Annotated in this window: 22 protein-coding genes and 1 tRNA gene; 15 read left to right on the forward strand and 8 right to left on the reverse strand. The window is 66.9% G+C overall.

Features of this window, described 5'->3' with window-relative positions; translation table 11 throughout:
- Positions 1-4: 4 nt before the first annotated feature.
- Positions 5-2365, reverse strand: a complete 2361-nt coding sequence (locus EGH23_RS08585; protein WP_220579587.1) for an amino acid permease — start codon at positions 2363-2365, stop codon at positions 5-7.
- 182 nt (positions 2366-2547) lie between these two features.
- On the opposite strand from EGH23_RS08585, the gene EGH23_RS08590 reads away from it, so the two are divergent.
- The 6 genes from EGH23_RS08590 to EGH23_RS08615 all read left to right on the forward strand — a co-directional run bounded on the left by EGH23_RS08590 (position 2548) and on the right by EGH23_RS08615 (position 7315).
- Complete coding sequence (locus tag EGH23_RS08590; RefSeq protein WP_220579588.1) at positions 2548-3324, forward strand: MOSC domain-containing protein; 777 nt, start codon at positions 2548-2550, stop codon at positions 3322-3324.
- Between the two features lie 410 nt (positions 3325-3734).
- Positions 3735-3911 carry a DUF7501 family protein gene (locus EGH23_RS08595; protein WP_164509637.1) on the forward strand — a complete coding sequence of 59 codons (177 nt, stop codon included), beginning with the start codon at positions 3735-3737 and terminating at the stop codon, positions 3909-3911.
- Between the two features lie 57 nt (positions 3912-3968).
- On the forward strand, positions 3969-4310 hold the full coding sequence (locus EGH23_RS08600) for a ferredoxin (RefSeq protein WP_162317752.1): 342 nt from the start codon (positions 3969-3971) through the stop codon (positions 4308-4310).
- Positions 4311-4350: 40 nt separating this feature from the next.
- Positions 4351-4435, forward strand: a tRNA-Leu gene (locus EGH23_RS08605).
- A gap of 284 nt (positions 4436-4719) precedes the next feature.
- On the forward strand, positions 4720-6735 hold the full coding sequence (locus tag EGH23_RS08610) for a PAS domain-containing protein (protein WP_220579589.1): 2016 nt from the start codon (positions 4720-4722) through the stop codon (positions 6733-6735).
- A 67-nt stretch (positions 6736-6802) separates the two neighbouring features.
- The gene (locus EGH23_RS08615; protein WP_220579590.1) at positions 6803-7315 is read left to right on the forward strand and encodes a DUF5813 family protein; all 513 of its coding nucleotides are present in this window, start codon (positions 6803-6805) and stop codon (positions 7313-7315) included.
- A gap of 212 nt (positions 7316-7527) precedes the next feature.
- Here EGH23_RS08615 and EGH23_RS08620 read toward each other — a convergent pair whose 3' ends face one another.
- Together EGH23_RS08620 and EGH23_RS08625 are read right to left on the reverse strand one after the other, a co-directional pair.
- Positions 7528-7758 carry an Lrp/AsnC family transcriptional regulator gene (locus EGH23_RS08620; protein ID WP_220579591.1) on the reverse strand — a complete coding sequence of 77 codons (231 nt, stop codon included), beginning with the start codon at positions 7756-7758 and terminating at the stop codon, positions 7528-7530.
- A 1-nt stretch (position 7759) separates the two neighbouring features.
- Complete coding sequence (locus EGH23_RS08625; protein WP_220579592.1) at positions 7760-8446, reverse strand: potassium channel family protein; 687 nt, start codon at positions 8444-8446, stop codon at positions 7760-7762.
- A 108-nt stretch (positions 8447-8554) separates the two neighbouring features.
- On the opposite strand from EGH23_RS08625, the gene EGH23_RS08630 reads away from it, so the two are divergent.
- Positions 8555-8785 carry an Lrp/AsnC family transcriptional regulator gene (locus EGH23_RS08630; protein WP_220579593.1) on the forward strand — a complete coding sequence of 77 codons (231 nt, stop codon included), beginning with the start codon at positions 8555-8557 and terminating at the stop codon, positions 8783-8785.
- Between the two features lie 44 nt (positions 8786-8829).
- Entirely contained in the window at positions 8830-9150 is a 321-nt protein-coding gene (locus EGH23_RS08635) for a DUF7991 family protein (RefSeq protein ID WP_220579594.1), read from the forward strand.
- A gap of 2 nt (positions 9151-9152) precedes the next feature.
- Here the strand turns inward: EGH23_RS08635 and tmk are convergent, their stop codons facing one another.
- Complete coding sequence (tmk, locus tag EGH23_RS08640; RefSeq protein ID WP_220579595.1) at positions 9153-9746, reverse strand: dTMP kinase; 594 nt, start codon at positions 9744-9746, stop codon at positions 9153-9155.
- 120 nt (positions 9747-9866) lie between these two features.
- Here tmk and EGH23_RS08645 point away from each other — a divergent pair, with 120 nt between their 5' ends.
- From EGH23_RS08645 to cofG, 5 genes are all read left to right on the forward strand, one after another.
- Positions 9867-10772 (forward strand): complex I NDUFA9 subunit family protein, encoded by a 906-nt coding sequence (locus EGH23_RS08645; protein ID WP_220579596.1) that lies wholly within the window; start codon positions 9867-9869, stop codon positions 10770-10772.
- A 235-nt stretch (positions 10773-11007) separates the two neighbouring features.
- A complete protein-coding gene (locus EGH23_RS08650; RefSeq protein WP_220579597.1) occupies positions 11008-12192 on the forward strand; it encodes a tubulin/FtsZ family protein in 1185 nt (394 codons plus the stop codon).
- Positions 12170-12946 (forward strand): hypothetical protein, encoded by a 777-nt coding sequence (locus EGH23_RS08655; protein WP_220579598.1) that lies wholly within the window; start codon positions 12170-12172, stop codon positions 12944-12946. The genes EGH23_RS08650 and EGH23_RS08655 overlap by 23 nt, the downstream gene beginning before the upstream one ends.
- The gene (gene cofC / locus EGH23_RS08660; RefSeq protein WP_220579599.1) at positions 12946-13551 is read left to right on the forward strand and encodes a 2-phospho-L-lactate guanylyltransferase; all 606 of its coding nucleotides are present in this window, start codon (positions 12946-12948) and stop codon (positions 13549-13551) included. The genes EGH23_RS08655 and cofC overlap by 1 nt, the downstream gene beginning before the upstream one ends.
- A 33-nt stretch (positions 13552-13584) precedes the next feature.
- The gene (gene cofG, locus EGH23_RS08665) at positions 13585-14691 is read left to right on the forward strand and encodes a 7,8-didemethyl-8-hydroxy-5-deazariboflavin synthase subunit CofG (protein ID WP_220579600.1); all 1107 of its coding nucleotides are present in this window, start codon (positions 13585-13587) and stop codon (positions 14689-14691) included.
- 181 nt (positions 14692-14872) lie between these two features.
- Here the strand turns inward: cofG and cofH are convergent, their stop codons facing one another.
- Both cofH and EGH23_RS08675 read right to left on the reverse strand, forming a co-directional pair.
- The gene (cofH, locus tag EGH23_RS08670; RefSeq protein ID WP_220579601.1) at positions 14873-16222 is read right to left on the reverse strand and encodes a 7,8-didemethyl-8-hydroxy-5-deazariboflavin synthase subunit CofH; all 1350 of its coding nucleotides are present in this window, start codon (positions 16220-16222) and stop codon (positions 14873-14875) included.
- A gap of 97 nt (positions 16223-16319) precedes the next feature.
- Positions 16320-17339 carry a sodium:calcium antiporter gene (locus EGH23_RS08675; protein WP_220579602.1) on the reverse strand — a complete coding sequence of 340 codons (1020 nt, stop codon included), beginning with the start codon at positions 17337-17339 and terminating at the stop codon, positions 16320-16322.
- A 169-nt stretch (positions 17340-17508) separates the two neighbouring features.
- Here EGH23_RS08675 and EGH23_RS08680 point away from each other — a divergent pair, with 169 nt between their 5' ends.
- Together EGH23_RS08680 and EGH23_RS08685 are read left to right on the forward strand one after the other, a co-directional pair.
- Positions 17509-18378 (forward strand): NAD+ synthase, encoded by an 870-nt coding sequence (locus EGH23_RS08680; protein WP_236044712.1) that lies wholly within the window; start codon positions 17509-17511, stop codon positions 18376-18378.
- 34 nt (positions 18379-18412) lie between these two features.
- The gene (locus tag EGH23_RS08685) at positions 18413-19447 is read left to right on the forward strand and encodes a phosphoribosylaminoimidazolesuccinocarboxamide synthase (RefSeq protein ID WP_220579604.1); all 1035 of its coding nucleotides are present in this window, start codon (positions 18413-18415) and stop codon (positions 19445-19447) included.
- Here EGH23_RS08685 and EGH23_RS08690 read toward each other — a convergent pair.
- Complete coding sequence (locus EGH23_RS08690) at positions 19444-20079, reverse strand: RAD55 family ATPase (RefSeq protein ID WP_220579605.1); 636 nt, start codon at positions 20077-20079, stop codon at positions 19444-19446. The genes EGH23_RS08685 and EGH23_RS08690 overlap by 4 nt on opposite strands.
- A 299-nt stretch (positions 20080-20378) precedes the next feature.
- On the reverse strand, positions 20379-21368 hold the full coding sequence (locus EGH23_RS08695) for a formyltetrahydrofolate deformylase (RefSeq protein ID WP_220579606.1): 990 nt from the start codon (positions 21366-21368) through the stop codon (positions 20379-20381).
- Positions 21369-21408 lie beyond the last annotated feature (40 nt).

Here is a 21408-nt window from a genome sequence, read left to right on the forward strand (position 1 = left end):
CGCCCTAGCTTCGGTTCAGGCTGCCGCTCTGTTTCGACCCCGTGAGCGGCAGTCGCTTTCTGACGTACCGCACGACCGGGAACAGCCGTTCGCTCACTCTGTCCGAGACGCCGGTCTCGCTGGCGTAGACCAGCACCGGAACGTCCATCTCGGCGGCCAGCGCGAGGACCTCGTCGGGCGTGTTGCCGAACAGCGCCTGGCGGAGCCAGCGGTCCCGGGACGCGCCGATGACGAGGACGCCGCCGTTCTCGGCCGCCGTCTCGACGAGGCCGCCGGCGACGGAACTGGCGGTGACGTTGTGGACCTCCGTCCGCTCGACGCCCTCCAGCGCGTCGAGCGTCGCGCCGGGGGTCTCGGCGGCTCCGGGCTCGCCCGAGGAGACGTTGATGAGGTGGAGTTCGCTCCCGCGCTGTCCGAGCGCGTTCACGAGCGGCAGCAGCGCCTGGTGGTGCGGGCCGCCGCCGGCGCCGATGTTGATGACGTCTAAATCTTCCGCTGAGACGGTGGGGTCGGCGAAGAACACGTCACAGGGGGCTTCGCGTTCGACCGTCTCGGTCACGTCCTGGTGGCGCTCGGGATAGCCCATCAGGATGAGGTCGGCTCTATCGTCGCGGGCCGTCTGGACGATGTCGAACGCCACGTCCCGACAGGTGTGGCCCTCGACGGTGTAGTCGACGCCCACGTCAGAACTGTCGAGTTCGTTCTGGATGCGCTCGGTGCGGCCGCGAGCGGTGTCCTGTACCGTCTCCCACGGCGTCTGGTCCGGCACCTGCGTGACGTTGAGGACGTGGATCAGCGGTCGCTTGTCCGACACCGCCGCGAGCGCGCCCGCGAGACGGACGTATCGGAGCGCGCGGTCCGGTCGAGCGACGGGGATGAGCACGCGGAACACGTCACCCTCGGCGTCGTCCGCGCCGTTCGGGGCCGCCGAGGGCTCCGACTCGGGAACGACCTCCCGGAGCAGGTCCTCCGTCTCGGGCGCGCCGCCCCAGAGGACGTAGGCGACGACCAGGGCGGCGGTCAGTACGAGACCGACCACGACGCCGATGCGCGGGAGATTGTAGATGAGGCCGATGTTCGCCAGCACGCCGACGACGGGGACGACCGGGACGCCGGGGACCTCGAACCCGCGCGCGATGTCGGGGAGCTTCCGCCGCGAGTAGATGAGCGCGACGTTGACCACCGCGAGCGGCATGAGGAGGTTCAGCGTGGCGAACCCGGTCAGCGCTTCGAGACCGAGGTCCGTCAGCGCGAGCGACCCGAGAAGCGGGAGCGATATCGTGAGGTCGAACGGCAGCGGGCCGCCCTCCGCCGGGAACACCGCGATGAAGAGGACGATGAGCGCGACGATGACGCCCGTCGCGGTGACGACGCTCCAGAACGGCGTCCCGTACTTCTGGTGGATGCGAGAGAAGCGACGGGGGGCCTGTCCCTGCCGGCCCATCAGCGACCCGATGCTGCTGGCCGCGAGGATCGATGCGTTCGAGGCCGACACCATCGAGAAGATGGCCCCGGCGACGATGAGCGACCGACCGATGGGCCCGAGGAAGCCCGCGGCGACTTCTCCCATCGCCGTCTCGCCCTGCCGGGCGATGACTTCGGCCGGAACCGGGGAGTTCACCATCGCGATGATGACGAGCGCGTACAGCACCGTGACCGTGACCATGCTCGCCGCGATGGCCCGGGGAACCGTCTTCTGGGGTTCGATTATCTCGCCGGCGCTGGCCGCGATCGCCGAGAAGCCGAAGAACGTGATGAACGCAAGCGCGGAGATAGTCAGGACGTCGATGGGGCCGCCGCCGAAGTTCGCGGCGAAGTTCCCGACCGCCGTCGAGGGGCCGCGGAACGCGAACGCGCCGCCGATGAAGGCGAGCAGCACCGCGACCTTCGCGCCGGTGACGACGAGCTGGAACCCGCCGCTCTCCTCGGTCCCCTGTGCGTTCAGCGCGCCCAAGAGGAGCGCCGCGAGGACGCCGGTCGTCCCGTGGGGGAGAAAGTGGAGCCACTGGGGGAGGACGAACTCGAAGAACCACTCGTCCATCGTCGCCAGGTAGAACGCCGTCGTCCCGGTGTAACCGAGGAACAGCGACATCCCGATGGCGTAGGTCAACAGGTCGCGGTCCTCGAAGGTCCGCGAACAGAACAGGTAGCCGCCGCCGTTCTCGGAGTAGATGGAGGCGAACTCGGAGTACGCCGCCGCCGTCACGCCGGCGATGAGCGCCGCGATGACGAAGGCGATGACGGCGCTGGAACCGATCGCCGCCACGGCGGTCCCCGAGAGCGAGAAGATCCCCGCCGCGATCATCGTCCCGAGACCGATAGCGAACGCTATCTTGAAGTCCAGGGTCCGGGTGTGCTCGACCATTAGTCGTCTGCACCTCGGTAATCTCGAATCCCATGTAATTGTGTCGCTCTCTGGATAACAGGTCCGTCGGTCTCTCGGGCTAACGCGTGCACGGGCGAGAATAATCGGCCGGAACGCGTTCGCGCTCGGCGGGTCGCCGACGAGGGTAACGGCTATCATCGCGGCGGGCCTTCGACCCGTCAGTGGCACACATCGAGCGACTCACCGTCTACCCGGTGAAGGCACTGGACGGTCGTGACGTGGAACGCTCCCGCGTGCTCCCGGGCGGCACGCTCGCCCACGACCGGGAGTTCGCGCTGTTAGACGCCGACGGCGACGTCGTCAACGGCAAGCGGACCGACCGCGTCCACGACGTCGAGAGTTCCTACGACCCCGAGACGCGAACTCTGAACGCGAGCGTCCCGGACGCCGGCACCGAGCGGTTCGAACTGGCGACCGCGTCGGGCCGCGAGCGGGCCGCCGACTGGTTCGGCGAGGTGTTCGGCCTCGACGCGACGCTGACGCGGGACACCGCCCTCGGCCACGTCGACCGGCGGGAGATGGGACCGTCGGTCATCAGCACGGCGACCCTCGAAACGGTCGCGTCGTGGTTCGCCGGCGTGACCGTCGACGGGGCGCGCCGTCGCCTCCGCGCGAACGTCGAGGTGGGCGGCGTCGAGGCCTTCTGGGAGGATCGGTTCGTCGGCGAGGCCGCCCCGGTGTTCGAGGCCGGCGACGTTCGCATCGAGGGCGTCACTCCCTGCGGTCGCTGTGTCGTCCCCGAGCGAGACCCGGACACCGGCGAGCCGACGACGGAGTTCCGCGAACGGTTCGTCGAACGCCGCCGCGAGACGTTCCCCGAGTGGGCCGACCGCGACGCCTTCGACCACTTCTACACGCTGATGCTCATCGCTCGCGTTCCGGACGCGGACCGAGAGAAGACGATCGCCGTCGGCGACGACGTGACGACGCTGGAGTGAGGATAGTGATGCGGAGCGAAGCCCCGCTCGTCTCTTGCACCGAGTCTCAGTCGGCGCTCCGTCGCGGGACGTATCCGCACTCACAGGGCGAGTCGGCCATCGCGAGTACGTCGCTGCATTCGGGACATCGGTACGATTCGACCGCGGTTCGCTGGTGCGTTGCCATTACCGGATGAGAGCTACTCGCGGTATATGAGAGTTATTATAATATCGATATACGAATATTAGGGCGTATAGAGAGCCGCTGTGCGCCTCGGAAGCTGATTTCGGTAGGGTAGTTCTCTCTCACTCGCTTCGATTCCGAGATCGATACTATCTCTCGTAACTGTATTAGCGTTATATAATGGCATAGGGAGTAATATACTTCTTACCAGCCGAAATTTATATATCACCGACGGGGACTGTCGTATATGTCCACTACCGAGACGTGGAGCGACCCGAACCGCTGTCCGTTCTGTGACGACGCGCTGGACTCGCCGGGAGCCGGCTTCGTCGCACACATCGAGGAGAAAGCAGACTGCGAGGCCGCCTTCGGCACGTGGCGAAGCCGCATCACCGACGACGTCGCGGGCGGCTGGAGCGGGTGAGTCGCTCGCCCGCGCGGAATCGACAGTCGAAAGGTCGTTCGAGACCAACCGCGTGACATGACAGAGGCCGACGAGCCAGTCGACCCGAGCGAGATCGGCGAACAGGGCGGCCCGCCCGTCGAGGAGAAGCCCTACAAGCTCATCTTCGAGGCCAACAAGTGCTTCGGCGCGGGCAAGTGCGCCGAGGTCTCCGAGAACTGGTCGCTGGACCTCGACACCGGCATCGCCAAGCCCGAGACGTACTTCTTCGGCGAGGACGAACTCGACCACAACGTCAGAGCCGCCGAGGTCTGTCCGGCGAAGAAGGACCGCGGCGTCATCCACGTCGTCGACCGCCGAACCGACGAGGAGATCGCCCCCGACCCCCACGGCGACGGTACCCTCTCGGTCGACTGGTAATCGAAACCCGTTTTCCCCTCCGGCGTGGAGAGGCGAGTGCGCGAGGGTCGCCTAGCCTGGCCAATGGCGGTGGGCTTAAGACCCGCTCCCGTAGGGGTCCATGGGTTCGAATCCCATCCCTCGCATTTTCCGACTCGAACGAACGTGAGAGTCGTGAAAATCTAACCGATGGCGATTCGAAGCCTATCAGTCGCGCGCAGCGAGTGGGTGGTTCGAGTGAAGCGAGAACCGCGAAGCGAACGGCGTAGCCGTGAGCAGTGAGCGAGCACGTCTGAGTTCGGTTCGAATCCCATCCCTCGCATTTCCCGACGACGGATCGAGCGGCGGGCTTCGATGTCGTCGCACGACGGCTGCCACCTTGTCTGGGCCTGCAACGGACTTTTAACCCTCACGCGCGGAAAGCAGGGAAATGAGTCCCGGCCGGATCACGTCCGACGACGTACTCGGTGCCTGTGACGCCGCAGGTGCGGCTCGGGAGCCAGTGACGGCGGGCGAGGTCGCCGACCAGCTCGGGAGTCACCCCGACACGGTTCGGAACCGGCTCGAAGAGCTGGCCGGGCGAGGCGAACTCCGCAGTAAGACGGTCGGAGAAGGACAGCGAGTGTGGTGGCGACCCGCGACGGAGAGTCGGTCCCTCGGCGCGGTCGAGGAGATGCTGCCCGAGGAGGCGAAGCACGACCATCTCACGACCGAACTTCGGGACGTCTTCAGCCGGATTTCGGACGGCTTCTACGCGCTCGACACCGATTGGCGGTTCACGTACGTCAACGAGCGCGCGGAGGCACTCATCGACTATCGAGGGGAAGGGCTGGTCGGCGAGAACGTCTGGGAGGTGTTCGAGTGGGCGGCCGATTCCAAGTTGAAAGCGGAGTACCACGCCGCGATGGAGACGCAGGAGCCGACCGTGTTCGAGTTGTACTATCCCGAGCCGCTCGACGCGTGGTACGAGATCAGTGCGTATCCCTCCGAGACTGGCCTATCGGTGTACTTCCGTGACATCTCCGAACGGAAATCGCAGACGCGGGCGCTTCGAGAGCGGGAGGAACAGCTCTCGCGACTCATGGAGAACGTCCCGGGGATGGTGTATCGGTGCCGGAACGAGCGCGGGTGGCCGATGGAGTTCGTCAGCGACGCCTGCCGCGATCTCACGGGTTACGCGCCCGACGCGGTCGAACGCGGCGACGTCGTGTGGGGCGAGGACGTCATCGTCGACGCCGACCGCGAAGCCGTCTGGGAGGGGATTCAGACCGCCGTCACCGACCGCGAACCGTTCTCCAACACCTACCGGATCGAGACCGTCGACGGCGAGCGACGGTGGGTCAGAAACCACGGACGCGGCGTCTTCGACGACGACGGCGGCGAACTGGTGATGCTGGAAGGTATCATCTCGGATATCACGACGCAGAGGGAACGCGAGCGGGAACTCGAAGAGCATCGGTCGTGGTACCGGACGCTGGTCGAGAACTTCCCGAACGGGGCCGTCGCGCTGGTGAATCGCGACCTCCGGTACGTCACGTTCGGCGGGACGCCGGAGGGGGACTCCGGCGTGACGAGAACGGAGTTAGAGGGGGAACTGCTTCGGGACGCGCTGCCGGCGGAACTGGCGGACGTCGTCGTTCCCCACTACCGAGCCGCGCTCGACGGCGAGATATCCGCGTTCGAGGAGTCGGTCGGCGACGAGACGTACCAGTTCCACTTCCATCCGGTCCGTGACGACGACGGTGAGGTCTTCGCAGCACTGGGTCTTTCACAGGACGTCACCGACCGCCGGGCGTATCAGCGGCAACTGGAGCAGTCGAACGAACGACTGGAGAGCTTCGCCAGCATGCTCGCCCACGAGCTCAGAAATCCGGTCGCCATCGGGCAGATTTACGCGCAACAGCTCTCCTCGCAACCGGACTCGGACGCGGTCGAGTACGTCGTCGAGGCGTTCGACCGTATCGAGGACATGATCAACGTCATGCTGGTGCTCACCCGGGGCGAGGAGGCGGTCAGCGACCGGACTACGCTCCGGCTCCTGCCGGTCGCACAAGACGTCTGGGAGGAGATCGACACGGCCGACGGGACCCTCGAGACCGACGGCGACTACACGGTCGCGGCCGACGAGACGTACCTCAGACACCTCCTTCGGAACCTCTTCGAGAACGCGCTCCAGCACGGCGGTCGAGACGTCACCGTCAGGGTGGGCGGACTCCCGACCGGATTCTACGTCGAAGACGACGGGGTGGGCATCCCGCCGGACGAACGCGATACCGTGTTCCAGGCGGGCTATACGACTGCGGCCGACGGGGGCGGTGCCGGGCTGGGGCTGGCGTTCGTCAGCGAGTTAGCGAACGCGTACGACTGGGAGGTAGACGTGATCGAGAGCGAGGCCGGCGGCGCGCGCTTCGAGCTCCGAGACGTCGATCAGGAACGGCGGACGTGACGGTGCGAATCGGCGACGACTCGGCGAGACGACGCGCTTTTCCGGCTCAGACGGCTATAGCGTCCCAATGACCGACGTTCCACCGGACGTTGCAGAGGCGTTCGATAGCCGCGAGGAGTTCGCCGAGAGCGACGGCGGCTACGCGATCGAGACGACGAGTTTCAGCGGTCGCGTGACCGCCAGCGAGGGCGAGACGTGGGAGACGAATTACCAAGTGACGGTCAGAGCGCCGACGTTACAGGCCGCGACGGCCGACGACGTGGGGCCGGCCGTCCGTGACGGCTGGTTCGATACGCTGGAGCGCCGCCTCGAAGACGCGCCCAAGGCGACGCGAACCGCCGTCGAACTCGACGAGTACGCGGTCGAGCGCGACGGCGAAGAGGTCGTCGTCACCTACCGGTTCAGCCTCGGCGGCGAGCGACAGGCCGCCGACGTGGCGAAGACGTTCGTCGAGTACGTCGAGGGCACCTACGTCGAGGGGATCGTCCCCGGCTACGACTACGTCGGCACCGTCGCCGAGCTGATGGATTCGGCGAGCACCGGCGGCAGCGAGGGGACGCGCGGCGGAACGCCGCTGTAGAAGTAGCATACGGCGGCTTCGCCGCCGTTTCACTGCGAGCGCGACGCGTCGCGCTCTTTTCGCCCACGTTCGTTAGAGCGAAGTCATCCGAAAGAGCGCACGGCGCTCTCGGACGACTCTAACGCAGCCCATCAGAAGTCTTCGACTTCTGAGGACGTTTTTCGAGGCGTGGTGGCCGCAGGCCACCCAACGAAGAAAGAGGTGGGTATCGGTTAGTCCATGGCGATGTACGTCTGCGTGCTCTCGACGCCCTCGATGTCCTGGATGTGGGTCGCGGCGACGTCCTTGACCTCGGCGGGCGTGTCGACGGTAACCTTCGCGATGAGGTCGACGTCGCCGGCGACGATGTGGGCCTCCCGGACGCCGTCGATGGCCTCGATCTCGTCTTTCAGGCGGTCCGCGTCTCCGGTGTGGGCTTTGACCATAACGTATGCAGTGACCATGTCAGGCACCTCCGAGTGCGGTCGCGCGGCCGGATTCGCCGGCGACGATGCTCCGGACGTCGCCGAGGGTGTCGAAGCCCGCGAGGACGACGACGTGGTCGCCCTCTTCGAGCGTCTCGTCCGGGTCCGGAATCGTCAGCGCGGTCTCGCCCTTCCCGTGCGCGAGAAGTTGGGCGTTGGCGGGCAGTTCCAGTTCCGAGAGGGAGTAGCCGTTCATCGGCGAGGCGTCCGTGATGGTGAACTCGACGAGCTGGAGGTTCTGGGCGACGTCCGCGACGGCGCGGATGTTCCCGCCTAACAGCGCGTTCTTCGCGGCGATCGCGCCGAGTCGTTCGGGGTAGATGACCTCGTCCACGTCGTCGGCGTAGCGCTTGTAGATCTCCTCGCGGTAGTCCTCGTCGATACGCATGACGGTTCGACAGCCGTGCTGTTTGCCGATCATGCAGGCGACGAAGTTGTCGTTCAGGTCGCCGGTGAGCGCGCCGACCGCGTCGGCCGAGTCGAGGTCGGCGAGCGACAGCGTCTCCTCGATGGCACCGTCGCCCTCGATGACCTCGAAGCCGGCGGTCTGGGCCCGCTCGACGGCTCCCTCGTCCTGTTCGATGAGGACGACGTGGTGTCCGCTCTCTTGCAGCACGCGTGCGGTTCGGAGGCCGACGCGGCCTGCACCCACGATAACAAATCGCATGTCCAGTCGTAAGACACGGGGATGAATAAAAGTATCCCGACGGGCGGACCGGTAGCGAGGGGCCGACCGCGGGAAACTTTTTGGTTGCATGGTACCTCATCGCACAGTATGGTCACGGCGTTCATCATGGTCAAGACGGTGGCGGGCAAGTCCGACGAACTCCTAGAGGCGGTGCGCGAGGCGGAGGGCATCACCGAGGCGCACATCGTCGCCGGGCAGTACGACATCATCGCGGAGGCGAGCGGCTCCGAGGTGTACGACGTGATGCAGTCGGTGGCGACGCGCGTGCGGGACTTGGAGGGGGTCGCCGACACGCGGACGTACATCTGTCTGGAGTGAGGCCGTTCCGACACCGCAAAGAGCGTCGCCGTCGTAACGCCCGTATGGTCAGCGTCGTGGGACTCGTGGGCTTGCTCGTCATCGTGCTGGCAAACAGCGCCGTGACGGCACTCATGACACGCTTCTTCCGGGTACGGATGAACACCCGCTGGGGCGGGCTGCTCTACTCGATACTGCTGTGTCCGATCGCCATGTTCGTCCTGTTCATGGTGCTGGCGACGCTCGGGTTCGGCGGCGACCTCACGCTCGGTCCGGGGTCCGTCGTCTTCCTCACGATCGTCGTGCCGCTGGCCGTGGGAATGACCTTCGACTACATCTGGATGCCCGCGCCGGACGACGTCGAACTCCCCACCTCGATGAACTGAGTTCAGAGACGCTCGACGATGGCCGACCGGACCCGCTCGTAGACGGCGTCCGGATCGGCCGTCGCGTCGACCGTGACGAACCGCTCGGGGTCGGCCGCTCGGAGCCGGTCGTAGTTCTCCCGAACGTCCGCTAAGTAGTCGGCCGTCTCGAACTTGTTCGTGGCCCCGCTTCGCCGGGCCGCCGTCTCGGGGTCGAGGTCGAGAAACAGCGTCAGGTCCGGCGGGCGCGTCCACGGCGCGTGGACCTCGCGGACGTAGTCGAGCGGGTCCGCGAACCAGTCGGTCTCGGCGAGGGTCGCGCCCTGATAGGCGTAGCGCGAGTCGGAGTAGCGGTCGGAGACGACGAGGCCGCCGTCGTCGAGGCCGGGGCGAACCGTCTCCGCGAGGTGAGCGGCGTGGTCGGCGGTGTAGAGGAACAGTTCGGCCACGGAGTCGGCGTCGGCGTCGTCGATGGAGCGCTGGACGGCCTCGCCGTACCAGCTATCGGTCGGCTCTCGGGTGAACGTCGCGTCGGTCGGCAGGGCGTCGTCGGCCCGTAGCCGCTCCCAGACCGTGGTCTTCCCGCTCCCGTCGAGTCCTTCGAGCGTGACGAGCATATCCGAGCGTCGGCGCGGGGCCACGTAAGCGACTCGGACCCCCGTAGAACCGCCGCCCGCCGCGGACTCCCAAACTGGTTGCGGCGTACTTTTACGAGGCGTCCGGGCGAGGGTTCGCGTATGGACGTACTTGTCGTCGGCGGAACCGGCTTCGTCGGACAGTATCTGTGTCGAGAACTCGACGACCGAGACCACGAGGTCACCGCGCTGTCGCGGAACCCCCACGACGCCGACCTGCCGACCGGCGTCACTCGAAAAGAGGGGGACGTCACCGACTACGACAGCATCGAGGGCGCGTTCGAGGGGCAGGACGCCGTCTTCTTCCTCCCCGCGCTGACGCCGCTGTTCAAGCCCGACGGCGGCGACGAGATGCACGAGGTGGTCCACCTCGGCGGGACGGAGAACGCGGTGCGGGCCGCCGAGGAACACGGCGTCTCCCGATACGTCCAGATGAGCGCGCTCGGTGCGGACCCGAACGGCGCGACCCACTACCTGCGGGCGAAGGGGAAGGCCGAGGAGGCGGTCAAGAGTTCGGACCTCGACTGGACGATCTTCCGGCCCTCGATCGTCTTCGGCGAGGGCGACGAGTTCGTCTACTTCACCAAGCGGCTCAAGCAGATCTTCGCCCCCGGCGTGCCGCTGTACCCCCTGCCCGGCGGCGGCCGGAAGGCGCACTTCCAGCTCGTCTGGGTCGAGGACCTCGCGCCGATACTCGCCGATTCACTGGAGAGCGACGAACACGTCGGGCAGACATACGAGGTCGGCGGTCCCGAAGTCCTCTCGCTCCGGGAGGCGACGGAACTCGTCTACGAGAGCGAGGGCGAGTCCATCACTATCGTCCCGCTTCCGATGGAGTTGGCGAAGGTCGGGCTCCCGGTGCTGGGGAGCCTCGGCTTCCCGATGGGCAGCGACCAGTACGAGGGGCTCGATTTCGACAACACGCCGCGGGACAACGACGTCGACGCGTTCGGCTACGACGTGAGCGAGTTCCGGACGTTCGGCGACTACCTCGGCGTGCGCCGATAGCCCGCGCGCAGCGGTCGCGCCGGAGACCTTTCAGCTGCGGTTACTTTCTCGCTCAGCCACCAATCGTAGCCGACAGACCCTATTTACGGGTATCAGTGCGAGAGCGGGCACTGAGAGGTCGTTCTCGGCATTTCCGAGCTATTTTCATTCCTGAGTGGGACTTTCAGCGGTGATATTTGGGGAAAAAACTTATAGGCACTATCCTACTTACCCCTTTTAAGCGGAAGACCTAATCATGAAACTCGCGATGATCGGCTTCGGGCAGGCCGGCGGCAAAATCGTGGACAAATTCCTCGAGTACGACCGGAACACGGACTCGGGAATCGTCCGCTCCGCGGTGGCGGTCAACACGGCGAAAGCAGACCTGCTCGGACTGGAACACATCCCGGAGGAGAATCGAGTGCTCATCGGCCAGGCCCGCGTCAAGGGCCACGGCGTGGGCGCGGACAACGAACTCGGCGCGGAGATCGCCGAAGAGGACATCGACGAGGTGCAGGGGGCCATCGACAACATCCCCGTCCACGAGGTCGACGCGTTCCTCGTCGTCGCCGGTCTCGGCGGTGGGACGGGTTCCGGCGGATCGCCGGTCATCTCGAAGCACCTCAAGCGCATCTACACCGAACCCGTCTACGGCCTCGGCGTCCTGCCGGGCAGCGACGAGGGCGGCATCTACACGCTGAACGCCGCCCGCTCGTTCCAGACGTTCGTCCGCGAGGTTGACAACCTCATGGTCTTCGACAACGACGCCTGGCGCAAGACCGGCGAGTCCGTCGAGGGCGGCTACGACCACATCAACGAGGAGATCGTCCGGCGCTTCGGCGTGCTGTTCGGGGCCGGCGAGGTCGAGGCCGGCGACGACATCGCCGAGAGCGTCGTCGACTCCTCCGAGATCATCAACACGCTCGACGGCGGCGGCGTCTCGACGGTCGGGTACGCCTCCGAGGACGTCGAGGTCACGTCCGGCGGCGGCGGGGGACTCCTCTCGCGGTTCACCGGCGACGACGGCGGCGACGACGGACTGGACACGGCGAACACGACCAACCGCATCACGTCGCTCGTCCGGAAGGCGGCGCTCGGTCGGCTGACGCTCCCCTGCGAGATAGAAGGCGCGGAGCGGGCCCTCCTCGTGATGGCCGGGCCGCCGGCCCACCTCAATCGGAAGGGGATAGAGCGCGGCCGGAAGTGGCTGGAGGAGCAGACGGGGTCGATGGAGGTCCGCGGCGGGGACTACCCGACCAACTCCCCGAAGGTCGCGGCCTCGATCCTGCTGGCGGGCGTTCACAACGTCCCGCGCATCAAGGAGCTCCAGCAGGTCGCCATCGAAGCGCAGGACAACATCGACGACATCCGCGAACAGAGCGACGGAAACCTACAGGACCTGGTCGAAGACGATGAGGATGAACTCGATCCGCTCTTCTGAGGGCACCGTCGTCCTCCTGTGCGTGGTCGGTCTCCTCGCCTTCGCCGGCACCGCGAGCGCCTTCTCCGTCTCCGCGGAGGGCGTCCCCGAAGAGACGGCCGTCGGCAGCGAGGTGTCGGTCACCTACACCGTCGACGATCCCTTCACCGGGACGTCGAACCAGTGGACGCTCCGCGGCCAGACCGAACTGCGGGACGTGAGCTGGACCGTGACGGTGCTTCGCGCCGGCAGTCAGGTCGACCAGGCGACCTACGGCGGCCAGAACTTCAGCAGGGCGCTGGACATCGACAACAACGGCGACGAGGTGCGAGTGCAACTCACCGGGACGGCCCCCGAAGTGACGAACTACACCTACGAACCGCCACAGCAGTACACCGTCGCCGAACTCACGCGCGTGAGCGGGAACAACGAGGAGACGTTCCAGAACAGCACGGCCCACCACTACACCGAGGAGAGCAGACAGGCGCGACAGGCAATCGATAGCGCCCAGCGGGCCATCGACGGCGCCGGCGGGAACCAGGAGGCCGAGAACCTCGTCGAGAGCGCGGTCTCCTCCTACGAGAACGACAACTTCGAGAACGCGCGGAATCTCGCCGAGGACGCCGAGAGCACGGCCCAGCAGGCCCAACAGAGCCAACAGAACACCCGAACGCTTCTATTGGGTGGCGGCGCAATCGTCGCGCTCCTCGTCCTCGCGGGCCTCGGCTACGCCCTGTACACTAAGTCCCAGGGCGACGATTACAGCAAACTGTAATGCGCGTCGTCGTCCCCGTCTCGGGGTCGGACCCGAAGACGCGACTCTCCCCCGTTCTCTCCCCGGACGAGCGCCGCGAGTTCACCGAGGCGATGCTGGCCGACGTGCTGCGCGCGCTCGACGCCGCGGGCTACGACCCCGAGGTCGTCTCGACGGCGCCCATCGACTGTGACGCGCCGGTGACGGTCGACGACCGCGGACTGGACGCCCTCGTCAACGACCTGCTCTCAGATGGACCGCTGGCGGTGGTGATGGCGGACGTACCCCTGATCACGACCGAGACCGTCGAGCGCCTGTTCGCGCCCGACGCCGACGTGGTGCTCGCGCCGGGACTGGGCGGCGGGACGAACGCCTTCGTCTGCCGGCACCCCGATTTCCGCGTCGACTACCACGGCGCGTCGATCCGGGACCACCGCCGCATCGCCGCGGCGGCCGGAGCCGACCTCGCGGAAGTCGACTCCCGCCTGCTGGCGACAGATATCGACGAACCGGCGGACCTCGCGGAGGTGCTGTTACACGGCGACGGCGCGGCCGGCGAGTGGCTCGCCGACGCGGGCTTCGAACTGGCGTTCGACGACGGCCGCGTCGGCGTCGAGCGCGAGTGAACGCTTTTCACCGCGGAGCGTCGAACGGCGCACGTGATTCCCGGGGCCGACGAGTACGACATCGACCTTGCCATCGCCGACGCTGACGTAGAGCGTCTGCTGACGACGAGACCGACGCACGTCGAGAGCGCCGACGAACTGTCCTACTGCCGGAACGTGTTCGTCCCGCTGACGACCGCCTGCCGATACACCTGCACCTACTGCACCTACTACGACCCGCCGGGGGAGGCCGACCTGATGTCCCCCGGGGAGATCCGCGAGACGTGCCGGCGGGGGGCCGACGCCGGCTGTACGGAGGCGCTCTTCACCTTCGGCGACGACCCCGACGATCGCTACACCGAGATGTACGATCAACTGGCCGAGTACGGCCACGAGACGATTCACGAGTACCTGCGCGAGGCCTGTGAGATCGCGCTGGAGGAGGGCTTACTTCCTCACGCTAACCCCGGCGACCAGACCCGCGAGCAGATGGCGACGGTCGCGGACCTGAACGCCTCGATGGGCGTGATGCTGGAGACGACGGCGGACGTGCAGGCCCACGGCGGCCCGCGCGCGAAGAACCCCGGGCAGCGCCTCGCGACCATCCGAACCGCGGGCGAACTCGGCGTCCCCTTCACGACCGGCATCCTCGTCGGCATCGGCGAGGGGTGGCCCGACCGGGCGAAGAGCCTGCTGGCCATCGCCGAACTGCACGAACGCTACGGGCACATTCAGGAAGTCATCGTCCAGCCCGTCGCCGAGAACGAGCGCTGGCAGGGCGGTTCGCCCGACTTAGGGACGATGCGCCGCGTGACCGCGATGGCCCGCGCGGGCCTCCCCGACGACGTCTCGGTGCAGGTGCCGCCCAACCTCGCGCCGGCCCGCGAGTTGACCGACTGCGGCATCGACGACCTCGGCGGCGTCTCGCCGGTGACGGTGGACCACATCAATCCCGAGTACGAGTGGCCCGCACTCCGAGAGCTAGAGGCGGTCGCCGACGCCGCCGACGTGCCGCTCGTCGAGCGCCTGCCGGTGTACGAACGCTTCGTCGACGACGGCTGGCTCTCGAACCAGATCGAGGACGCCGTCGAAGCCGATACCCCGGCCGGCGAGCGATTTCGGTCGATACTCGCCCGGGACGAGAGCCCGGCCGACGCGTGAGCGGTAGGCCACCTAGCTATCTAGGTTGTACGTATATACCGACCCCGCCCGCAATATTTTACATACCCGGGTCGTGCCTCTGACAGCTTGCCCGGGTACGACGCCGTTTCGAGTCGGTCACGTTCAATCGGTGGCCGACTCGGTTCTGCCGTCGAGAGAAAATCCCGGAGTGACGACGCCGTCACTCCAACAGCGGCGTCCCGTCCGCTTCGGGACCGAGCGTCGGTCCCACGACGTCGGCGTCCGCGTCGACCGTTCGGCGCTGACGGTAGTCCGTCGAGCGCTCGACGGGCGTCCGACCGAGCGCGGTTATCATGTCGGCGTACTCCCGAATCGACCGGAACTCCCCGTAGCCGCCGCCGGCGCGCTTCGTTATCTCCTCCGAGAGGATGGTCCCCATGAAGTCGTCCGCGCCGCAGTTGAGCATCTTCAGCCCCTGTTCGTCGCCGTATTTCACCCACGAGGACTGGATGTGGTCGACGTTGTCGAGGAAGAGCCGCGAGACGGCGATCATCAGCTCGTCTTCGTCGGTGCTCGCGCCGCCGTCGACCATGTCTCGCTCGTACAGCGGCGTCTCCTGATGGACGAACGAGAGCGGGACGAACTCCGTGATCGCGCCGGTTCGGTCCTGTAACTCCCGTATTGTCCGGAGGTGCATGACGCGGTGTCTCGCGTTCTCGACGTGGCCGTACATGATAGTCGCCGTCGTATCGAGCCCGACGTTCGCGGCCGCTTCCATCGCGTCGACCCACTCGCCGCTGCCGATCTTGCCCGGGCAGATGACGTCCCTGACCTCGTCGACGAGGATTTCGGCGGCGGTGCCGGGGACGCTGTCGAGGCCGGCGTCCCGCAGCCGTTCGAACACCTCCTCGTAGGACCACTCCGTCCCGCGGCGGGCGTGATAGGCCTCCTCGGGCGTCATCGAGTGGACGTGGACGCCGTCGACGCTCATCGCGCGGATCTGTTCCGCGTAGGTCCCCGGATCGGTGTCGTACTCGCTCGCGGGGCGGTAGTTCAGGTCGCCCCGCTCGCTCGCTTCGAGTATCTCGAGGTGCTCGTCGTCCAGCGCGAGCGCCGGGTGGAGACCGGAGACGGACGTGACCTCGTAGATGCCCCGCTCGACGGCGTCGGCGACGATCTCGCGGGACTCCTCGGGCGTCTTCGTGAAACCGCCGTGTTCCTCCTGGTAGTCGCTGCGGAACTGCTCCGAGCGGTCCTTGAAGTTACAGAACAGACAGCCCGTGTTGCAGGCCGTCGTCACGTTGTTGTTGAGGTTGGCGACGAACGTCACCTCGTCGCCGACCACCTCGGCGCGCCGCCGGTCGGCCGCTTCGAGCACCAGCTCCTTCCGGCGACTGTCGATGCCCGCGCGGTCGGTTCCGGTCGCGATGAGTTCGACGCCGTCGTCGACTGTCAGGCGTTCGCCGTTCCGGGCCTTGGCCAGCGCGTTCTCGAAGGACTGGTCGGTCGCCGGTCGGTGAGCGAAGTCGAACTCGCCGCCGTGCCGTGCCGCGTCGAAGGCGTCCGACATTGGTCTACCGGACGACGACGACGGTCAAAAACGTGTGGGTCGGCGGCGAGCTGGCGGCGGTCCGCCGATTCGAGGGTCCGTCTCGTCGCAGTCTGGGTCACTCCGAGGGCAGGAGCCCGGCGCCGAGACCGGCCGTCTCGGCGACGACCCACGCGACGAACAAGACGTACGCGCCGAGCAGCGCGTACGATTCCGCGCCGCTCAGTTCGAGGTCCGTCCGCAGGGCGGTGAACAGCAGAATCGTCGCCAGCGTGAGGACGCCGAACATCGGGACCGCCATCGCGAAGTCGACGGTCCACACGCCGGCGATGAGCACGCCCATCGGGATCGCGACGAGCAGGTCGAAGGTGTTCGACCCGAGGACGTTCGCCAGCGAGGCGACGCCGCGGTTGTCGCGGGCGGCGCGGACGCTGACGAGCGTGTCTGGGAGGCTCGTCGCGGCGGCGAGGATGGTCACGCCGAGCAGGAACTCGTCGGCCCCGATCGCCTGCCCGATGACCCCGACCGAGTGAACGAGGCTCTCGACGGCGACGAGGATGACCGCTAACCCCGCTAAGAGGTAGAGCCACTGTCGGCCGACGGCCACGTCGCCGGCCTCGTTCCCCTCGACCTCGTGGTCGGCCGTGTCCTGATACTGGATGAAGACGTAGAGACCGTACAGCGCCAGCGGAATGAGCGCCAGCGGTCGCGTGACCGCCCCCGAGAGCGCGGCCTCGCCCGGGTAGTAGATGACCGCGAGCGCGAAGGTGATGAGCAGCACCGAGACGGCGAGCATGTAGAACTGCGCCTCCTTGTAAACGAGCGTCCGGTTCGACTCGATGTGGTCGGTGGTGGCGATGCCGGCCGCGGCCGGGATGACGAGGACGTTGAAGATGGCCGACCCGACGATCGCGCCGACGCCGAGCGGCATCGATCCGCCCAGCGCGGCCACGACGACGGTCGCGAGTTCCGGAAAGCTCGACCCGACGGCGACGATTATCGCTCCCTGAACCACTTCCGGTAGCCCGTAGTGCGCCGCCAACCGCTCGCTCGCCGCCTCCAGCCAGTCGCTTCCCTTCCATATCGCCCCCGTCGCCAACAGGATAACGGCCCCCTCGACGAGCAGATTCGCGCTCATGTGACCGTCGCCACGTCGCCCGGAACAAAGAGAGTTTTCTGTGCGGCCGGATACCAACACATTGGCACACGGGAATAGTCAATCAATTGTTTAAGGACCAGTCGTATATGTCACCGTTCGGCTTTTTACACCTATGGAAGAAAACGGTCGTTCGGTTCGAGACGATGACATGCAGTATTCCGATACCGAAACTCAGCCACCGACCGACGATCCGACGGCCGTCGAATCGGCGCTCGTCGAGTTCGTCCGTGACCGGGTCGAAGCGGCGGGCGCAGAGGGCGTCGTCGTCGCCATGAGCGGCGGCCTGGACTCGACGGTGACGGCGGCGCTGGCCGCCGAAGCGCTGGGCAGCGACCGCGTCCTCGGTCTCGCCCTGCCCTGTCACAAGACCGACGCCTCGGCGGCGATGGAGGCCGGGGCGATCGCGGACCACCTCGGCATCGACTTCGAGCGGATTCACCTCCGGCCGCTGCTCAACCAGTTCGACCAGCGCGTCGCCCCGCCACTCGACCCGGACGAAACGGACGAGGCAACGCCGACGGTCGACCGCGCGCTCGGCAACGCCGTCGCCCGCTTCCGGATGGTGTGTGCGTACTACGCCGCCAACCGGACGAACCGCCTCGTCCTCGGGACGTCGAACCGTTCGGAACTCCTGTTGGGCTACCTCACGAAGTACGGCGACGGCGCGGCGGACCTCTGTCCGCTCGGGGACCTCTACAAGACGGAGGTCCGGGCTCTCGCCGAGCTCCTCGGCGTCCCCGAGAGCATCGTCGAGGCGGAACCGACCGCCGGCGACTACCCCGCCCAGACCGACGCCGCCGACCTCGGCGCGCCCTACGGGACCATCGATCCGTTTCTCGAACGCCTCGTCGACCGAGACCTCCCGATCGCGGCGGCCGCGGAGGGGCTCGATCTGGACTCGGAGACGGCCGAGCGACTGGCGAGGATGTACCGACGGACGGCACACAAGCGAGCGGTCCCGCCGACGCCGGGGCTGAACGGGCGACTCCGACGGCCCGTACCGAGCAGTCGCAAGTGAAAACGTCTTTGTCCCCCCATGCGAAGCGACGCCAATGACGAGCGTCAAGGAGTTCCGCGTAGACGAACCCGCGACAACCACGGACCTCGGCCGCGGGGCGTTCGTGTTCACGGACGACTACTCGGTGTTCGACTGGGGGAAGATGCCGGACCAGATCCCGCAGAAGGGGGCCTCGCTGTGTGCGATGGGCGCGTTCAACTTCCAACTGCTGGAGGAGAACCACATCCCGACCCACTACGAGGGCGTCCGCGTCGACGGCAGCGACGAGGTGCTGGACCTCGGCGAGGCGCTGTCGACCGGCGACGTGCCGGCGGAGATGGTCATTTCGCTGACGCAGGTGCCCGACCTCCCGTTCGAGAACGGAACGTACGACTACGAGTCGTTCCACGACGACGCCGGGCAGAACTACCTCGTCCCGCTGGAGGTCGTCTTCCGCAACCGCGTCCCGGTCGGCTCCTCGCTGCGGTCGCGTACGAAGCCGAGCGACCACGGACTGAAGTACGACGAGTGGCCCGTCGAACCGGTCGACCTGGACGAACCCATCGTCGAGTTCTCCACGAAGTACGAGGAGCAGGACCGCTACCTCGATCGCGAGGAGGCCGACCGCATCGCGGGCGCGGCGGACGTCGACCAACTGGCCGAACTCGCGCTCGCGGTCAACCACATCGTCACCGACCAAGCCGCCGAGGCCGACCTCGTCCACGAGGACGGGAAGATAGAGTGCCTCTATCACGAGGGCCAGGTCCGCGTGGCCGACGTCGTCGGCACCTTCGACGAGAACCGCTTCTCCTACGACGGCCAGCAGGTCTCGAAGGAGGTCGTCCGCCAGTACCACAAACACACCCAGCCCGAGTGGGTGGACGCCGTCAGCGACGCCAAGCGCCGGGCCAACGAGGAGAACGTCGCCGACTGGAAGTCCCTCTGCGAGCGCTCGCCGGAACCGCTCGACGACTCCGTCGTCGCGGCCGTCCGCGACCTCTACTGCGCCGGGACGAACGCCTACGTCGGCGGCGACGTCTTCGACGCCCCCCCACTCCCCGAGGCCGTCGACGCCGTCCGGGACTTCTAGGCGATATCGCGGCTCGTATCGACCACGATTCGCTCCGTGAGTTCCAATCGCATCGCCTCGGTCAGCGCCGGGCCGCCGCGGAACTTCGGGACCGATAGCCGGTTCTCGACTCGGTCACCGTCGATGTGAGTCTGCAAATCGAAGACGACGTCGGCCATGTACGTCGTTCGGTCGCGCTGGTCGGGCACCTTCCGGCCGTCGAGACAGTGCAAGACGGCGACGCTGTCGGTTTCGAGCAAGCGACCGCGGAGCGTGACGAGGAACTCCCTGAGCTGTGCGGGGTCGCGCCGCTCGATGACGTCCATCGGGTCGACGACGACGACCGACGTCGAGTCGAAGCGGCGGACGTATTCGAGGGCGTCCGTCAGCGGGGTGTCGCGGTCCACCGCGTGGACGTTGACGCGCGTGAGGTCGCAGCCGCTGTCCTCGATCGCCGTCCGTACCGACAGCGTCGTCCGTTCGGCGGTGAGATACAGGGTCTGATGTTCCGCCGCCATTCCGTAGAGCAACAGCTCGGACTGGCTGGCCGGCGGCGCGGTGAGCGCGACGATACTCCCCGCCGGAATCCCGCCGCCGAGCTCTCGGTCGAGCGGGGCGATACCGGTTCGGTAGCGGTCGGTCGTCTGTGACACGGCTGACGACAGTCGCCGCCGTTCGGGTATTGTAACGCGTCGTCTACGGCCGCGGACGTCCCGTACAAAGAGCGCGAGAGATGCGTTAGCCGCTCGCTTCCGCTCCGCAGGCGAGGACTTCCAGTAGCGTCGGACACTCGTCGTGATTCGTTCCGCTCGAATCACGCGTCTCACGGGTCGCTTCGTTCCCCGCTCGACGTTCGAGGGTCTGCCCTTCGGTCAGACCCTCGCTATTGCGCTATTATCGCTCACGGCTTCGCCGCTCGCGTTGTCGTGATTCTCGCTGCACTCGAATCACGCTAGTCGTCCGCTTCGGCCTCAGACTCCGGTTCCTCGCCCGCGACGAACTCCCCGAGTCCGTCGATGGGACGGTCGGGGTTCTCCTTATCGAGCGTCTCGGGCGCGCCGAGTTGCACGTCGGTCTCCTCGGGGTCGCGGAGCTTCGTCCGGCCGCGGTGGACCGTCACCTCGTCGTTGAGGTGGAGCTTGATGGCCTCGATGAGCGCCTCGGCTTCGAGCGGTTGGCCGAGTTGCTGGAGATCCTCCTCGGTGGCGTCGTCGGGGACGTTGAACGCTCGCTGGGTGATGATGGGCCCCTGATCTAAGTCGGTCGTCACGTAGTGAGCGGTGACGCCGGCGATGCGAACGCCCTCCTCGATGGCCTGCATGTACGCCGACGCGCCGGGGAAGGCGGGGAGCAGGCTCGGGTGGACGTTGATGATGCGGCTCTCGTAGCGGAACACCACGTCCGGCGAGAGGATGCGCATGTACCGAGCCAGCGCGATGAGGTCGGCGTCGTACTCCGCGAGCAGTTCGAGCAGCTGTTCCTCGTCGGGCGTGCCCTTCTCGTCGCCGATGTCGTGGAACGGCACGTCGTACTTCTTCGCCAGCGGTTCGAGGTCGCTGTGGTTGCCGATGACCACCTCGATGTCCGCGCCGAGGTCGCCGTTGGCCCACGCCTCGAACAGCGCCTCCAGGCAGTGCGACTCCTTCGTGACGAGGACGGCGATAGACTGGGTCTCGCGGTCGGCGGGGAATCGGACCTGCACGTCGACGCCCAACTCGTCGCCCAACTCGGTGAGGTCCTCGCGGAGCTTCTCCTCGGTCGTCACCATGTCGGCGGTGTCGACGTGCATCGTCATCCGGAAGACGCCGTCGCGGACCGCCTGATCCAGATCCTCGATGTTGATGCCGCGCTCGAAGAGGAGCGAGGTGACCTCCGCGATGAGCCCCGTGTCGTCGTCGCCGACGACGGTTATCTCGGTGAAGCCGCGAGTCACGCCTGCCACCTCCCTACGGTGTAGCGATTCATTGCCACCCTCTTCTGCG

This window comes from Haloarcula nitratireducens, assembly GCF_019599505.1.

Excerpts from the sequence above, each read along its gene's own strand:
- EGH23_RS08585 (WP_220579587.1), bottom strand. The coding sequence starts at position 2,365 with ATGGTCGAGCACACCCGGACCCTGGACTTCAAGATAGCGTTCGCTATC.
- EGH23_RS08595 (WP_164509637.1), top strand. The coding sequence starts at position 3,735 with ATGTCCACTACCGAGACGTGGAGCGACCCGAACCGCTGTCCGTTCTGT.
- EGH23_RS08600 (WP_162317752.1), top strand. The coding sequence starts at position 3,969 with ATGACAGAGGCCGACGAGCCAGTCGACCCGAGCGAGATCGGCGAACAG.
- EGH23_RS08610 (WP_220579589.1), top strand. The coding sequence starts at position 4,720 with ATGAGTCCCGGCCGGATCACGTCCGACGACGTACTCGGTGCCTGTGAC.
- EGH23_RS08615 (WP_220579590.1), top strand. The coding sequence starts at position 6,803 with ATGACCGACGTTCCACCGGACGTTGCAGAGGCGTTCGATAGCCGCGAG.
- EGH23_RS08620 (WP_220579591.1), bottom strand. The coding sequence starts at position 7,758 with ATGGTCACTGCATACGTTATGGTCAAAGCCCACACCGGAGACGCGGAC.
- EGH23_RS08625 (WP_220579592.1), bottom strand. The coding sequence starts at position 8,446 with ATGCGATTTGTTATCGTGGGTGCAGGCCGCGTCGGCCTCCGAACCGCA.
- EGH23_RS08630 (WP_220579593.1), top strand. The coding sequence starts at position 8,555 with ATGGTCACGGCGTTCATCATGGTCAAGACGGTGGCGGGCAAGTCCGAC.
- EGH23_RS08635 (WP_220579594.1), top strand. The coding sequence starts at position 8,830 with ATGGTCAGCGTCGTGGGACTCGTGGGCTTGCTCGTCATCGTGCTGGCA.
- tmk (WP_220579595.1), bottom strand. The coding sequence starts at position 9,746 with ATGCTCGTCACGCTCGAAGGACTCGACGGGAGCGGGAAGACCACGGTC.
- EGH23_RS08645 (WP_220579596.1), top strand. The coding sequence starts at position 9,867 with ATGGACGTACTTGTCGTCGGCGGAACCGGCTTCGTCGGACAGTATCTG.
- EGH23_RS08650 (WP_220579597.1), top strand. The coding sequence starts at position 11,008 with ATGAAACTCGCGATGATCGGCTTCGGGCAGGCCGGCGGCAAAATCGTG.
- EGH23_RS08655 (WP_220579598.1), top strand. The coding sequence starts at position 12,170 with ATGAACTCGATCCGCTCTTCTGAGGGCACCGTCGTCCTCCTGTGCGTG.
- cofC (WP_220579599.1), top strand. The coding sequence starts at position 12,946 with ATGCGCGTCGTCGTCCCCGTCTCGGGGTCGGACCCGAAGACGCGACTC.
- cofH (WP_220579601.1), bottom strand. The coding sequence starts at position 16,222 with ATGTCGGACGCCTTCGACGCGGCACGGCACGGCGGCGAGTTCGACTTC.
- EGH23_RS08675 (WP_220579602.1), bottom strand. The coding sequence starts at position 17,339 with ATGAGCGCGAATCTGCTCGTCGAGGGGGCCGTTATCCTGTTGGCGACG.
- EGH23_RS08680 (WP_236044712.1), top strand. The coding sequence starts at position 17,509 with ATGCAGTATTCCGATACCGAAACTCAGCCACCGACCGACGATCCGACG.
- EGH23_RS08685 (WP_220579604.1), top strand. The coding sequence starts at position 18,413 with ATGACGAGCGTCAAGGAGTTCCGCGTAGACGAACCCGCGACAACCACG.